General features: G+C 29.9%; 15 protein-coding genes and 1 pseudogene. 4 read left to right on the top strand and 12 right to left on the bottom strand.

What is annotated here, in order from left to right; genetic code table 11:
- The 3 genes and pseudogenes from Q0O83_RS11180 to Q0O83_RS11170 all read right to left on the bottom strand — a co-directional run.
- Positions 1–463, bottom strand: a pseudogene (locus tag Q0O83_RS11180) (IS607 family transposase); the annotation flags it as partial.
- Between the two features lie 76 nt (positions 464–539).
- Complete coding sequence (locus Q0O83_RS11175; protein WP_294097126.1) at positions 540–1,730, bottom strand: CCA tRNA nucleotidyltransferase; 1,191 nt, start codon at positions 1,728–1,730, stop codon at positions 540–542.
- A gap of 6 nt (positions 1,731–1,736) precedes the next feature.
- Entirely contained in the window at positions 1,737–2,900 is a 1,164-nt protein-coding gene (locus Q0O83_RS11170; RefSeq protein WP_294097125.1) for a nucleotidyltransferase, read from the bottom strand.
- Positions 2,901–3,026: 126 nt separating this feature from the next.
- Between Q0O83_RS11170 and Q0O83_RS11165 the strand changes: the two genes are divergently transcribed.
- From Q0O83_RS11165 to modB, 3 genes are read left to right on the top strand one after another with little or no spacing between them, the layout of a single operon-like run.
- A complete protein-coding gene (locus tag Q0O83_RS11165) occupies positions 3,027–3,794 on the top strand; it encodes a type III pantothenate kinase (protein ID WP_294097123.1) in 768 nt (255 codons plus the stop codon).
- Positions 3,795–3,812: 18 nt separating this feature from the next.
- The gene (gene modA / locus Q0O83_RS11160) at positions 3,813–4,472 is read left to right on the top strand and encodes a molybdate ABC transporter substrate-binding protein (protein WP_294097122.1); all 660 of its coding nucleotides are present in this window, start codon (positions 3,813–3,815) and stop codon (positions 4,470–4,472) included.
- Positions 4,469–5,119 carry a molybdate ABC transporter permease subunit gene (gene modB / locus Q0O83_RS11155; protein WP_294097121.1) on the top strand — a complete coding sequence of 217 codons (651 nt, stop codon included), beginning with the start codon at positions 4,469–4,471 and terminating at the stop codon, positions 5,117–5,119. Before modA ends, modB begins: the two co-directional genes overlap by 4 nt.
- Before the next feature lie 20 nt (positions 5,120–5,139).
- Here modB and frr read toward each other — a convergent pair whose 3' ends face one another.
- The 8 genes from frr to Q0O83_RS11115 all read right to left on the bottom strand — a co-directional run bounded on the left by frr (position 5,140) and on the right by Q0O83_RS11115 (position 13,149).
- Complete coding sequence (gene frr, locus Q0O83_RS11150) at positions 5,140–5,700, bottom strand: ribosome recycling factor (RefSeq protein WP_294097119.1); 561 nt, start codon at positions 5,698–5,700, stop codon at positions 5,140–5,142.
- A 15-nt stretch (positions 5,701–5,715) separates the two neighbouring features.
- Entirely contained in the window at positions 5,716–6,432 is a 717-nt protein-coding gene (gene pyrH / locus Q0O83_RS11145) for a UMP kinase (protein ID WP_047382545.1), read from the bottom strand.
- 79 nt (positions 6,433–6,511) lie between these two features.
- Complete coding sequence (gene tsf / locus Q0O83_RS11140; protein WP_294097117.1) at positions 6,512–7,399, bottom strand: translation elongation factor Ts; 888 nt, start codon at positions 7,397–7,399, stop codon at positions 6,512–6,514.
- Positions 7,400–7,490: 91 nt separating this feature from the next.
- Positions 7,491–8,234, bottom strand: a complete 744-nt coding sequence (gene rpsB, locus Q0O83_RS11135; RefSeq protein ID WP_294097115.1) for a 30S ribosomal protein S2 — start codon at positions 8,232–8,234, stop codon at positions 7,491–7,493.
- 116 nt (positions 8,235–8,350) lie between these two features.
- A complete protein-coding gene (locus tag Q0O83_RS11130) occupies positions 8,351–9,079 on the bottom strand; it encodes a polyphenol oxidase family protein (protein ID WP_294097113.1) in 729 nt (242 codons plus the stop codon).
- Entirely contained in the window at positions 9,070–10,089 is a 1,020-nt protein-coding gene (gene aroF, locus Q0O83_RS11125; protein ID WP_294097111.1) for a 3-deoxy-7-phosphoheptulonate synthase, read from the bottom strand. The genes Q0O83_RS11130 and aroF overlap by 10 nt, the downstream gene beginning before the upstream one ends.
- 25 nt (positions 10,090–10,114) lie before the next feature.
- A complete protein-coding gene (locus Q0O83_RS11120; RefSeq protein WP_294097109.1) occupies positions 10,115–12,892 on the bottom strand; it encodes an ATP-dependent DNA helicase in 2,778 nt (925 codons plus the stop codon).
- An 89-nt stretch (positions 12,893–12,981) separates the two neighbouring features.
- Positions 12,982–13,149 carry a 4Fe-4S binding protein gene (locus Q0O83_RS11115; protein WP_047382554.1) on the bottom strand — a complete coding sequence of 56 codons (168 nt, stop codon included), beginning with the start codon at positions 13,147–13,149 and terminating at the stop codon, positions 12,982–12,984.
- A gap of 602 nt (positions 13,150–13,751) precedes the next feature.
- Here Q0O83_RS11115 and Q0O83_RS11870 point away from each other — a divergent pair.
- Positions 13,752–13,919, top strand: coding sequence for a transposase (locus Q0O83_RS11870; RefSeq protein WP_366515966.1), 168 nt, complete (start codon positions 13,752–13,754; stop codon positions 13,917–13,919).
- A gap of 36 nt (positions 13,920–13,955) precedes the next feature.
- On the opposite strand, the gene Q0O83_RS11110 is transcribed toward Q0O83_RS11870, so the two are convergent.
- A complete protein-coding gene (locus tag Q0O83_RS11110; protein ID WP_294097107.1) occupies positions 13,956–14,123 on the bottom strand; it encodes a hypothetical protein in 168 nt (55 codons plus the stop codon).
- Positions 14,124–14,301 lie beyond the last annotated feature (178 nt).

Genomic DNA, 14,301 nt, shown 5'->3' with positions numbered 1-14,301 from the left:
GGCTCTCTTACCTTGAAGCCTACAGCTAAAAACAGTAACTATTTGAACCAAATCTAAGTAATCTATCTTTATAAAGAATAACTATTTTTTCAACTTCTCCATCTGTTATAAGATTAACCAGTTTATTAAACCCCTTTTTATTATAGTTTACACCACTTCCTATGTCGCTAATTATTTCAAACTGATAGCCTCTTCCTAACATATATAGCTTCACATTATCTATTTGTTTTTCTAAGTCATCTTTTTGCTTATTAGAACTAACTCTACAATATCCAATTATTTTTCTATTTTTCTTAACAGTGTTTATGCCCAAAAATTTATTAACTTGCTCTTCTGAATAATATCTATATCCACTATCTGTTTTATGATGTGGAACTAGCTTCCCGTTAGAATCCCAATTTCTTAATGTTTGACCTGTTACATTTAAAATTTTTACCATTTCTCTAGTTGAATAATACTTCATTTTATTTCACCTCAACTTAGTTTAATAGTAAAATCTATAAAAATCAAAACTTATTTTTCAAATTTATAGATTTATTTTAACTGTTAAAAGCCTCCTCTATTATTTTCATCAAATAATCTTTTGTATTAAAGTCTGGATTTTGTAAAACACTTTCTAATGATTTCTCTAAAATTAACTTTATTTTTTTCCCATCAGTTACTCCTTCAGAAATAATATCTTTTCCTGAAATTGCTAAATCTTTTAAAAATATCGGTTCATTTTTATCTAAAATATCCTTTAAAAATATCTCTAAGTTTGAAATCTCTCTCTCTATTTTTTCTAATACTAAAATATCTTTAAAATCCTCTAAACCAATAAGAGATATCATTTTTTTTACCTCATATTTACTTTTAATATTTTTAAAATTATCTTTTTGATTGATTATATTCAAAATAGATTTTTTACTTTTATTATCCAATTTTAATTTTGAAAGCTCCTCTTTAGATTTAAAAAATATAATTGCTAATTCCAAGTTTAAACTCTTAACTATTTTAATTTTATTTAAAACCTCTTTTAAATTAATTTTTTTACTAGTTTCTGGAAAAAGTTCCTCAAAAATCCCTAATTTATTTAATAGATAAAATGAGTTCTCTCGATTTTTCCCTTTTAACATTTTGAAAATCTCATCTTGAACTCTTTCAATCGATACTCTTTTTATCTCCTCTTTATTTTTAAGAATTATCTCTTGAACACTGTCTAAAATATTTAAGTTTTTCTCTCCAGCGATTCTTATTCCCCTTAAAATTCTAAGAGGATCCTCTTTAACTCTTTTAGCTCCCTCTCCTACAAATCTCAAAATCCTATTCTCTATATCCTCTAAAGCAAGACTAGAAGGATAAAAAAGGTTTTTTCCATCAAATGCTATTGCATTGACTGTAAAATCTCGTCTTTTTAAATCCTCATATATATCAGATACAAATTCTATATCAACTACATTTCTACTACTTGTAAATCCCAACTCTTTACGTAATTTAGCTATCTCATAGCTTTTTCCTTTATAGATAATTTGAATAATCCCAAAAGCTTTTCCTATCTCTTTTGGAGAGCAATCCTTAAATATAACTTTTAGCTGCTCATACTCTATATCTGTACAAAAGTCACAATCCTTGGGTTCGATTCCTAGTAAATAATCTCTGATATATCCACCAACAATATAACCTTTACCATAGCTATTCAATCTCTCTAAAATCCACTTCAAATCCTCTGTTAATTTTATTTTTTCTATCATATGAACCTACCTTATCATTATAGGTATTTTTTTTTCTTCATACTCATTGACTATTGAATATATTTTACTAGCAATCTCATTCATCTCTAAAAACTTTAAATCTTCCACACTCAGTATTCTTTGAATATTTTTTAGTGTTGTTAGAATCTCAACCTCTTTTTCTTTTAAAGATTTTAAATAGATTTGTCCATCTTTTGTAAATCCTAAAACCCTTACGTATGGAATTCTATTTTTTACTATCTCAATATCACTTTTTTTTATGCCTAAAAGAATATGAATCAGTATTCTCTGAGTTCTACCTATTGTAAATCTTTTACTTTGAATACTTTTAAAAAAATCTTCATAGTTTGAATATTTAAAAGCTGCTTCATACAATCTATTTTCATAACCATCTTCTAAATCTTGAATCTCTTTTAAACTCTCTTTTTCTAGTAAAATTTTATGTCTAATAAAAGGATAGAAATCTTTTAATCTTGCAAATCTATTCTCTTCTAAAGCTGCATTTAAAACTTCATACGTTGAAGCTGGAACTACCTCTTTTATCTCCTCACCTAACTCTAATTTTTTTCTAATCCCTGTTGCACTAGAAATTCCATCCTCTATTCCCTCTGAATAGTATCCACTTTTCTCTCTTTTTATCGCTACTGGTTCTATATCGCTTTTCCAAAACTTTAAAGCTTTGATGTATTCAACTCCTAAAATATCGTTAGAATTTAATTCCAATCCTTGCTTTAATTTTTTCAAAGTATTTGAATATGCTGTAGGATATGAGTGTCCCTCTTTCAACTGTTTTTTTAGTTCCTCTTTAAACTCATCTAGCTCCTCTAAATCTGCTCGTTCCTTTAAACTTTGGATATCTCCACTCTCTGAGCCAAAAACTATCTTTTCTACTCCCATTAAATTTAATAATCCAACTGCACCTCTAGAGAATATCTCAGCACTTTGAGTTGAGTAAAATATTGGTAGCTCTACTACAATATCCACTCCATTTTTTAAAGCTAACTCAGCTCTCTCCCATCTATTTATTAACGCGGGTTCTCCTCTTTGGACATAATCTCCACTCATAACAGCTATAACTAAATCTCCATGCTGTCTAGCCTTTAAGCAGTGATATTTATGTCCATTATGAAAAGGATTATATTCTACTACTACTCCTACTGCTTTTCTCATTTGACACCTCATATTTATTTTTACTATATTATATGAAATTTTCATAATTTATCCGAGAAAAATTTACATTTTTTTAATTATAGTTTATAATATGGATTATCTAAAATTTTATTAGGCGGTGATTACATGCTTTTAGCTGTAGATATTGGAAATACTCATATTGTTACTGGATTACTTAACCCAAACGGAGAGGTGTTACTTACTTTTAGAGTATCTTCAAACGAAAAATTAACTGAGGATGAATATTTTTCATACTTAAAAAATATATGTGATTTCAACGAAATTGAAATCAAGGAGTTAAATGGAATTGTTATCTCTTCTGTTGTCCCTAACCTTATTGGAATTTTCCAATTCTTAGGAAGAAAATATTTTGAGATTGAACCAATGGTTATAGATTTAAATTTAAATCTTCCATTTACATTCTCTGAAACTCTTCAAATAAATGGTTTCGGTGCAGATAGAATAATCGATATTGCGCAGGCTGTTATCGATTACCCAAATAGAAATCTTGTTATTTTTGATTTAGGAACTGCAACTACTTATGAGGTTTTAAAAGATGGAGTTTATATCGGTGGAGGAATTTTACCTGGAATAGAGATGTCTATTAATGCTTTATTTGGAAATACTGCTAAACTTCCTAAAGTTAAGTTCAGTACTCCTGAAAGTGTTTTAGGTAGAAATACTGCTGAACAAATTCAAGCTGGTATCTTCTATGGATATGCTGGACAACTTAAAAATATAATTCAAGAGATTAAAAAAATAGTTCCTGATCCATATATTATTGCTACAGGGGGACTTGGAAAAATTCTTTTTGCTGAGATTCAAGAGATAGATGAATACTGTCCTGAGCTTAGTATCAGAGGTCTTTATACTCTTTACAATATGAACAAATAATATTTTTGGGGGAGATTTATGAAAAATGGTTTTTTAATGTTTCTAATGCTTTTTCAATTTTCTTTTTCAAAAGAACTTCTTCTAAGTGGAGCTGCTTCTTTAAAAGAGTATTTGGAAAAAAATATTACTGAATATAAAAAAATAGAACCTGATTCTAACATAACTTTAAATCTAGGAGGTTCTGGTACGCTTAAAAAGCAACTCGAAAGAGGTGGCGATATCGACATTATCTTTTTAGCTGATAGAGGCTATATGACTGATTTAAAAAAAAATAACTATATTGAAGACGAAGAGGTTATTTTAGAAAACTCATTAGCTTTAATAAAAAACAAAAATGTTACATCAGAAAGTGGAGTTTTAGCTATTGGAGACCCTAAATATGTTCCTGCTGGAGCATACGCCACAGAAATTTTTGATAAACTCCAACCTAAAAACTACTCTTTTGTATATGCTAAAGATGTCAGAAGTGTTTTATCTTATGTTGAACTTGGTGAAGCTGATTTTGGTATAGTTTATCTAACTGATACTAAGCTTCTTAAAAATTCAGAGATTGTTAAGATATTTGATAAAAATCTACACTCTCCAATTGAATATTCAATTGGAATAGCTGAAACATCTAAAAATAAAGTTGAAGCTAGAAAGTTTATTGAGTTTTTAAAAGGAAAGGATTGGGAATGATTCATGCTTTAAAACTTTCTCTTTCTATCGTAACAATAGCTGTAATTTTTAATCTTGCTTTAAGTATTTCACTTTATTTTATTTTTGAAAAAAAGAAAAAATCTAAAAAAATAGTTGAGTTTCTACTTACTCTTCCAATTTTTTTACCACCATCTGTTATTGGTTATATGCTAATCATAGGTTTAGGCATAAACAGTTTTATTGGAAAGATACTCTTTAGATATTTTAATTTTAGGTTTATCTTCTCTTTTCAAGGTGCTTGTTTAGCTGCAATTATAGTTTCTTTACCTATTTTATATCAAGGTATAAAAGTAGCTTTTGAGACTATTGATAAAGCATATATTGAAACTGCTCAATGTCTAGGTGTATCAAAGCTAAATATGATACGATATGTCTACTTACCACTGGGTTATAAAAAAGTTTTATCAGCAACTATCCTCGGTATAGGAAGAGCTTTTGGAGAGTTTGGAGCTACTATTTTAATAGCTGGTAATATTCCAGGAAAGACTTCGACACTTCCCCTAGCACTATACTCTGCTATAGAATCTGGAGATTATATTGAGGCAAATAAAATCTTAATCATTCTTTTAATTTTCAGTGGAATTTTTTTATCATTATATATTTTTATAACAAAAAAAGAGAGTTGAAAAACTCTCTTTTAATTCAACTATACAGTTGTGATCTCTTTTTCTTTTAAAGCTAAAAGCTCATCAATTGTTTTGATAGTTGCATCTGTTAACTTTTGAACGTCATCTTCAAATCTCTTTAAATCGTCCTCAGTTATCTCTCCCTCTTTTTCTAATCTTCTTAGAGAGTTATTCATATCTTTTCTTACGTTTCTAGCTGCAACTTTTCCGTTTTCAGCTTCTGTTTTAGCAAACTTTACGTACTCTTTTCTTCTGTCAGCTGTTAACTCAGGAATCATAAGTCTGATAACTTTTCCATCGTTGTTTGGAGTTAATCCTAAGTTTGAAGTCATTATAGCTTTTTCAATTACAGGTATAACTGACTTATCCCAAGGATCGATTACTAGCATTCTAGCTTCTGGAGCTGATACTGATCCAACTTGGTTTAATGGCATTAAAGATCCATATTGCTCTACTTTTATTCCATCTAACATAGATACAGATGCTCTTCCTGCTCTTATTGAAGCAAACTTGTGCTTTGTTGAGTCTATTGCTTTACTCATTTTTTCTTTACATTCGTTAATTACTACTTGTGCGCTCATTTTACCCTCCTAAAATTAACCATTTACTACAGTTGTTCCGATTTTTTCACCTAAAACAACTTTTTTAATGTTTCCTTCTGTTAATGAATCGAATACAACGATTGGCAATTGATTCTCTCTACATAAAGAGATTGCTGTTGCATCCATAACTTTTAAATCTTTATTTAAAACCTCTGTATAAGTTACATCTACATATTTAACTGCATCTGCAAACTTCACAGGATCCTTATCATATATTCCATCAACTTTTGTTGCTTTTATAACAACATCAGCATTGATTTCGATAGCTCTTAAAGCTGCAGCTGTATCTGTTGTGAAGTATGGATTTCCAGTTCCTCCACCAAAAATTACAACTCTACCTTTTTCTAAATGTCTTTGAGCTTTTCTTTTTATGAAAGGTTCTGCTACTTTTGGAATTTCGATTGCTGTTTGTACTCTTGTAGGTACACCTAATGATTCAATTGCATTTTGAAGAGCCAGTGAGTTTATAACTGTTGCTAACATTCCCATGTGGTCTCCAGTTACTCTATCGATACCTTGTTCAGTTCCAGATAATCCTCTAAAGATATTTCCACCACCGATTACGATTCCTACTTCTACTCCTAAATCAGCTATCTCTTTTATTTGTCTAGCATATGAAGTGATTGTCTCAGATGAGATTCCAAACTCTTGGTCTCCCATTAAAGCTTCTCCACTTAATTTTAATAGAATTCTATTATAAACTGGCTTCATGTCAAAACTCTCCTCTTTTATCTTTTATTTAGCTTAAAAAAAGGGGGTGCTAAGTCGCACCCCTATAATTTTTGTTGTATTACGCGTTAAGTTGAGCTGCAACTTCTGCTGCGAAGTCTACTTCCTCTTTTTCGATTCCATCTCCAACTTTGTATCTTGCAAATGAAACTACTTTAATATCTCCAGCGTATTGTGCAACTGTTTCTTTGTTTTCAGCTTTTACGAAGATTTGGTCAACTAAACAGTTGTCCTCGTAGAATTTGTTCATTTTTCCAACTAATATCTTTTCGATAATTTGAGCAGGCTTTCCTTCAGCTTCTAATTGCTTTCTAGAAATTTCTCTCTCTCTATCTAAGTCGTCAGTAGTAACTACTGATCTGTCTACGTATCTAGGATCCATAGCAGCAACGTGCATAGCTATATCTTTAGCTTTTGCTACGTTAGCTTCTGTAGCTTCTCCAGTCATTTCAACGATAACTCCTAATTTTCCTCCTAAGTGATTGTAAGTAGTTACAAACCCTTCAGCAGAAACTTTCTCGAATCTTCTTAGAGACATGTTCTCTCCGATTTTTGCGATTAAGTTAGTTATTGTTGTTTCAACTGTAATTCCGTTTAAATCAGCAGCTTTTAAGTCTTCAACAGTGTTGATTCCTGCAGTTAATGCAAGCTCTACCATTGCTTGTCCTAAAGCTCTGAATTCGTCGTTCTTAGCAACGAAGTCTGTCTCAGAGTTGAACTCTAATACTACTGCTGTTTTGTTATCAGCAGAAACACCGTCGAATATTAAACCTTCTGCAGCTGTTCTTCCTGATTTCTTAGCTGCTTTAGCAATTCCCTTCTCTCTTAGTAAGTCTATCGCTTTTTCGATATCTCCGTTTGTTTCTCCTAATGCTTTTTTACAATCCATCATACCAGCACCAGTTCTATCTCTTAGTTCTTTTACTAATTTTGCTGTAATCTCTGCCATTTTTTCCTCCTAATTTTTTAGAATTCTTTCATATCTATATAGTACAAGGAATTGAGGGCTAGGCACTCAATTCCATAAATTCAAGTATTAATTACTCAGCTGATCCTTCTTCAACAGCGATGTCGTCTGAAGCTACTGCAGCGTTTTCTTTTCCTTGGTTTCCTTCGATGATAGCGTTAGCCATTACAGATGCGATTAATTTTACTGATCTGATAGCATCGTCGTTTGCAGGGATTGGGTAAGTTATTAAATCAGGATCTACGTTTGTATCGATCATAGCGAATACAGGGATTCCTAATTTAGCAGCTTCTACTACTGCTAGAGTTTCTTTCTTAACGTCTACTACGAATATAGCAGCTGGAACTTCTTTCATATCTTTGATTCCTGATAAGTTCTTAGAAAGTTTAACTAACTCTTTTCTGAAGTTAGCAGCCTCTTTCTTAGTGTAAGCTGTATCTAATGTTCCATCAGCTTCCATTCTCTCTAACTCTTTTAATCTCTCTACTCTAGTTTGGATAGTTTTGTAGTTTGTTAACATTCCACCTAACCATCTGTTGTTGATGTAGTACATTCCTGATCTCTCAGCTTGATCTTTAACAGCTTCTTGAGCTTGCTTTTTAGTTCCTACGAAAAGAACTTTTCCACCGTTAGATGCGATTTCTCTCATTACAGCGTAAGCTTCCTCTATTTTCTTTAAAGATTTGTGTAAATCGATTACGTGGATTCCGTTTCTCTCAGTGAAGATGTATCTTGACATCTTTGGATTCCATCTCTTAGCTTGGTGTCCGAAATGAACTCCAGCTTCAAGTAATTGTTTCATAGTAATTACTGCCATTTTTAATTCCTCCTAGTTTTGGTTATTTCTTCCATTGATCTCAAAACTAAACATCCCCTAAGGGCACCTTGTTTAGAAATAATCAATGTGCATTTTATTAGCAAATTATTGTACCACTATTTTCTAGAAATGTCAACAAATATATACGCTCCATTTCTCCCTGAAAGCTCTTTTTCTCTTCTATGAGAGTGAAAATCACCTTCAAATGTACAAAGTTGATTCTCTATAATATTTTCTCTTTTTATTCCGTAATCTATCATTAGATTATAATTAAATTTTTGATTATCAAAAAAATATCTTTTATCTATTTTATAAAATACATTTTCTAATATTTTCTCAGAAAATTGTAGTTTAAATTTTTCATAAAACTCTTCTGAAACTTCATAATTTTCAGAAGATATCCCTATTCCAAAAGCTACTATTATATTTTCTAAATCAGCTTTAAATCTCTCTTGTAAAATCTGCACAGCTTTTACACCAATTTTTTTATAGCTTCCAACCCAACCAGAGTGAACACACCCATAAGCTGATGTTTTTTTATCATAAAAATAGATTGGTAAACAATCTGCATATTTGGTAAATATTACAACATCATCTCTATCCGTTAAAAAACCATCTGTATCTTCAGAATACTCAGGCGTTCCTTTTTCTATTACTACTATATTATCTGAGTGTGTTTGATAACCTGAATAGATTTTTTTATCTTCTATTTTTAATGTGGAGATTATATTTTTTCTATCCTCTTCATTTCGAACATCTCCAAAAGTTTTTGTCGTGTAAATAGCTTTTAAATTAAACTCTTTAAACTCCTCTAACTCCCAATAGTTTTTTTTATCTATAAACATTTTAAGTTCTCTCTAAACTCTAATGTCTTTTTTAATTTTTTACAAAGCATCTCAAAAGCTTCAAAGCTTAGAGTCTGGTCTGCATCTGATAAAGCACAGCATGGATTTTTATGAATCTCCACCATTGCTCCATCAGCTCCTGCTAAAACACATCCTAATGTCACAGGTTCGACTAAAGATCTTTTTCCTGTTCCATGACTTGCATCTATAATTATAGGAAGATGTGTTTTTTCTTTTAAAAGAGCTATTCCATTTATATCTACAGTATTTCTAGTTGCTGTTTCAAATGTTCTTATTCCTCTTTCACAAAGAATAATCTCTGTATTACCAAATGCAACGATATACTCTGCAGCCATTAAAAACTCTCTTACCGTACCGCTTAACCCTCTTTTTAAAAGCACTGGTTTATCAGTTTTTCCAAGTTCTTTTAACAAACTGAAATTCTGCATATTTCTAGCTCCAACTTGGAAAATATCTGTATATTTTGAAATTAATTCTATATCTCTTGTATCCATTACTTCTGTTACCATTAAAAGATTGTAAGTATCACAAGCTTCTCTCATATACTTTAAGCCCTCTTCTCCCAACCCTTGGAAATCATATGGTGATGTTCTTGGTTTAAATGCACCGCCTCTAAGATATTCTCCACCGTTTTCTTTTACAACCTTAGCAATCTCTAAGATCATCTCTCTGTCCTCGATAGAACAAGGTCCGGCCATTAAAACTAAATCAGAAGTTCCAATTTTTCTTCCTTTTATTTCTATAACTGTATCCTCATTTTTAAACTCTCTACTCACAAATTTAAAAGGTTTTCCAATCTGTAAAACATCGCTAACTATATGAAACTCTTTTAAAGCCTCTTTTGTTAATCCACCTTTTTTTCCCATAATACCAATTTTTTTTATACCACCATCTAGAATCTCTAAAGCTCCATGACCTGTTGTTTCAATAAATCTTTTTAACTCTAAAATCTCTCCAGATGTAGCAGATTTTTTTAATACTACATACATTTTTATCACCTATTTTTTATTTTTATTATATCATATTTATACCAAAACAGTGATTTTTAAATTCGCATTTTAAACATTTTTCTTTAGACGAACTTTTTTCGGAGAATTCACCTTTAGATATTCGTTCTGATATCGTATCAAACTCTTTTAAAACTTTATCCTCATCACCTAAACTATAATCAACCTCTATAATTTTATTGTTTTTTATAAAATAAATCTCTCCACCAACCACTTTTTCAGTAGTGTTTACAGACAGTAAATAGCAGTATAACTTTATTTGCTCAATATACTTATTCATTATCTCTTCACTCAATTCATCTGAACCAGTTTTGAAATCTATAATTTTTAATCCTTCATCTTCCTCTACAATTAAGTCCACCGTTCCCTCAATTGTGTAATCTTTTCTTAATGCAAAAATATTTTTCTCAACGTCTCGGAATTTTCTTTTTACAAACTCACTACGATAATAATTCAAGACTTGTAAAAACCCTTTCTCTAAAATCTCTTTACTTAAAAGTAAATTATCTCTTTTTTTCATAGTTTCATAGATTTCTAAATACTCCTCATACAACAGCGTCTCATCTAAAACCTCTTTTTTTAAAATAGACTTATTTAGACTCTCAAGTGTCTCATGTACTAATGTTCCGTAGAAATTATCTATAGTTCTAATATTCTGAAAATCTAAGATTTTATTTAGCCTATACTTATACGGACACTCTTTATATTTTAATAAATCACCTGTATAAGAGTAGCTTTCTTTTAAATGAATACTATTTGTTACCTCTATCTCTAAATCTCCAAACTTTAAATCTCCTGAAAGTATATCAGGAGTACTTTCATACACTCTTTTAAAAGGTAGAGATGGAACTACTCTTTTTCCTTTATTACTTTCGATTGCCGTCAATACCAAAAGGTTTTTTGCTCTAGAAAACGCTGTATAATAAAGTCTCCAAAAATCAAAATCTTTTATTCTGTAATCTGGCTCAAAGTCATTATAAGGAATATATCTTTTTTCTAACTCTTCATCCTCTTCTCTATCTCCCTCTGGAACACTTTCTAAAGACCCAACTATAACAATTGGAAATTCCAATCCCTTTGACTGATGGATTGTTAAAAATGAAACCGCTCCTTTTGGGGCATACTCTTTAATATCCTCATACTCATCTACACCATTTTGTTTTAAAAATTTCAAATGCATTGTGAAAAAATAATCTCCCACTTTTAATATATTGTCATTTTTTATTTTTAAAACTCCAGATATTTGATCTGCTTTTTGAACTATTTTTGAAAATATTCCAAAGTTATAAAGCTCTCTATTCCCTAGAACTCCCTCTGCTTTATTTTCAAATCTCTCTTTAAATAAACTTAATCCAATAATTTTATAATAAAGCTCTAACAAAGCTCCATTATTCCTCTCTAGTTTATATTGCTCTTTTAATTGGTTTATTTCATCTTTAAAAAGTTCATCTGATTTTATTTTTTTTTCCACAACATTTAAACATTTTTTATAGTAATCTAAAATATCCAATTTATACTCGTTATTATAAATTTTGCTTTCAGGTCTAGATAGGATGTATAAAAAAACTCCGACTACCATTATAATTTCATCTCTACTGAAAAATAGATTTGATCTTGGAGAATAAACACCGATGCCTCTATATTCTAAATAATGAGCCAACGAAATAATTCTTTTATTTCGAACAGATCTAAATAAAAATGCAACTTGATTGTAATCGTCAATCTTTTTAGAATTTTTCAAAAATATTAAAAAGTTAGCAACTCTCTCTTGCCATTTACTTTCCGAATCCTCTACAGATAATCTTACGACTCTTGTTTTATCCTCATCTTTTTCCTCTGGAACAACTAACTCTTTTGAATGTCTAAATTTATCCCAGTATAAACTATGAATCCAATCTTTACAGAACCTAACAATATCCTTCTCTGATCTATAGTTCACTTCTAGCTTTATAAGTTTACACTCTTTTCCAACTCTTTCTTCAAATTGAAGTATATTTCTTATAGTAGCTCCTCTAAATCTATAAATACCCTGATCATCATCACCAACAACACAGATGTTCTGTGTTTCTCCTGCTATTAAAAAAATTAATTTTTCTTGAATTGTATTTGTATCCTGGTATTCATCAATCATTATATATTTAATCTTATCTGTAAAAGCTTTTAAAGCGACTTCATTATTTTTTAAAACTCTAAAGGCTTCTTTTTGAATACTTGAAAAATCAATAACATTCTCTTCTTCTAACATCTTTTCATAATCTCTATAAGCTTTTGATAAAAAGCTGTCATCAGTTAGCTCTAATCCCTCTTCACTAAATTTATTAAACCATTTTATTAAAATTTCACCTATTTTCCAATTAGTTAAATATTCTTTTTTTTCAAAAAACATTTTAAAACCATCTATGTTTTTAAAATATTTTAACTTTGAAAATATAAAAAACTTTTGATCGACATTATCTAAAACTCTATACCCTTTTTTTAATCTACATAATTCTATATTTTCATCTATAATCTTTAAACAGATTGAGTGAAGGGTTCCTATATACATACCTTCAATATGAAAATTTTCATCTTTTAATCTATTTATAACTCTAGTTGAAAGTTCTCTTGCTGCCCTCTCTGTAAAAGTTGAAATAAGAATCTCTTCTGGTTTTATATTCTTCTCTTTTATCATATAAACCATTCTTTCAACTAAGGTCTTAGTTTTTCCAGACCCAGGTCCGGCTATTATTAATAATGGCCCTTCAATAGTTTGAACCGCTTCTTTTTGACTTTTGTTTAAACTCATCAGAACACCATCCTTTTTCTTTAAGTATACAAAAAAATCAAAAAAAAATAAAGCTTAGGTTTTCCCTAAGCTTTAAAGTATCGTTTTAACTATGCTGTTATTGCTGATACTGGACAAACTCCTGCGCAAGCTCCACAGTCTACACAAGCCTCTCCAATTTCATATTTTCCGTTTGTGTCAGCTGATATTGCTGATACTGGACAAGTTCCTTCGCAAGCTCCACAACCAATACAAGTGTCTTTATCTATTATATGCATAACCAAATACCTCCTGAATTTTTATGTTTCTTTATACTAAGTAATATACCTAATAAAATGGAAAAAGTCAAGATATTTTGGTTGAAAAAAATACATTTTTTTCACAAAAATTTGATTATCAAACAATGTGTGAAGTTAAATTTAAATTTATAAATATAATAAATCCCAACTCACAAATATTTTAAGTACTTTTTTAAAAAACTTGGTATTCATTCGCTTTAATCATTATTTATTGGAATCCTCATATCTATTGTATCTTTACTTTTAGAGGATACGATAAAAATCAAAAATATAAAAATATTAAAACCATACCTAGAAAGTCTTAGCAAAAATGTACATTAGACATCATTGCTCAATACGCTAAACTGAAAAATCATAGAAATTTAAAAAATAAAATTTCACTTTGTTATCATAGATACAAAACTAATTTTTATGTTAATTCAGATAAAAAGATTAATAATATTTTAGAAATTGCTAAGATATTTAGCGCCCAGCTATCGTCAAATATAGAATAACTAATATTACGGATTCTACGATTACTTTTTAGTACTAAAAACTTGACTCTTCAAAAAATTTATTTAACTCTTCCCATAGATTAATTCATAGAAAGGTTATTATCGCATATTCCTCCCGAAGATTTTAAAATGATTAGAAGATTTGGACTTTACTCAAGAAGATATAAAAAGAAAAAACCCAAGAAAATTAAGCTTTCTAAAAACAAAATTTCTTGGGCTGAACGTATTTTCAAAACTTCCATATTTTTTGTATAAATTTTTTCTATGATTTCCTTATCCTACAATATAATCTCATTGATCATGTCCTTCTATAGCGTCAATTCCTCGTAAAGTTTGACCACTCGTATCGCTAATTACTCCTGATTTATCTACTAATTCAGAGCTAGAACCTCTTCCTGTACAAGCTGTCATTGCTAAAACAATTGTTGATAAATAAAAAATCATCATTAATTTTCTCATAATATCACTCCTTTTTTTACTAATTACACATTTAAATCAGCCAAGAAACATTTTATAAAAATATATAGTCTTTATGTTTATAATATACGATACTTTCATCCTCTTCCTTCTTTGAAAAAAAATTTTTACAAAAAATAAAAAAAGATTGGCAACTTCCTATCCTCCCAGGGGGCTGCCC

Source organism: uncultured Cetobacterium sp. (assembly GCF_945952365.1).
Lineage (GTDB): Bacteria > Fusobacteriota > Fusobacteriia > Fusobacteriales > Fusobacteriaceae > Cetobacterium_A.
Note: the sequence above shows the minus strand (reverse complement) of the source record. Positions and strands in the feature narration are given on the sequence as shown.

Bases quoted from the DNA above. Each gene is read 5' to 3' on its own strand.
- frr (WP_294097119.1), bottom strand. From the start codon at position 5,700: ATGAGCGCACAAGTAGTAATTAACGAATGTAAAGAAAAAATGAGTAAA.
- Q0O83_RS11110 (WP_294097107.1), bottom strand. From the start codon at position 14,123: ATGAGAAAATTAATGATGATTTTTTATTTATCAACAATTGTTTTAGCA.
- modA (WP_294097122.1), top strand. From the start codon at position 3,813: ATGAAAAATGGTTTTTTAATGTTTCTAATGCTTTTTCAATTTTCTTTT.
- Q0O83_RS11170 (WP_294097125.1), bottom strand. From the start codon at position 2,900: ATGAGAAAAGCAGTAGGAGTAGTAGTAGAATATAATCCTTTTCATAAT.
- rpsB (WP_294097115.1), bottom strand. From the start codon at position 8,234: ATGGCAGTAATTACTATGAAACAATTACTTGAAGCTGGAGTTCATTTC.
- pyrH (WP_047382545.1), bottom strand. From the start codon at position 6,432: ATGAAGCCAGTTTATAATAGAATTCTATTAAAATTAAGTGGAGAAGCT.
- tsf (WP_294097117.1), bottom strand. From the start codon at position 7,399: ATGGCAGAGATTACAGCAAAATTAGTAAAAGAACTAAGAGATAGAACT.
- modB (WP_294097121.1), top strand. From the start codon at position 4,469: ATGATTCATGCTTTAAAACTTTCTCTTTCTATCGTAACAATAGCTGTA.
- Q0O83_RS11120 (WP_294097109.1), bottom strand. From the start codon at position 12,892: ATGAGTTTAAACAAAAGTCAAAAAGAAGCGGTTCAAACTATTGAAGGG.
- aroF (WP_294097111.1), bottom strand. From the start codon at position 10,089: ATGTATGTAGTATTAAAAAAATCTGCTACATCTGGAGAGATTTTAGAG.
- Q0O83_RS11115 (WP_047382554.1), bottom strand. From the start codon at position 13,149: ATGCATATAATAGATAAAGACACTTGTATTGGTTGTGGAGCTTGCGAA.
- Q0O83_RS11130 (WP_294097113.1), bottom strand. From the start codon at position 9,079: ATGTTTATAGATAAAAAAAACTATTGGGAGTTAGAGGAGTTTAAAGAG.
- Q0O83_RS11165 (WP_294097123.1), top strand. From the start codon at position 3,027: ATGCTTTTAGCTGTAGATATTGGAAATACTCATATTGTTACTGGATTA.
- Q0O83_RS11175 (WP_294097126.1), bottom strand. From the start codon at position 1,730: ATGATAGAAAAAATAAAATTAACAGAGGATTTGAAGTGGATTTTAGAG.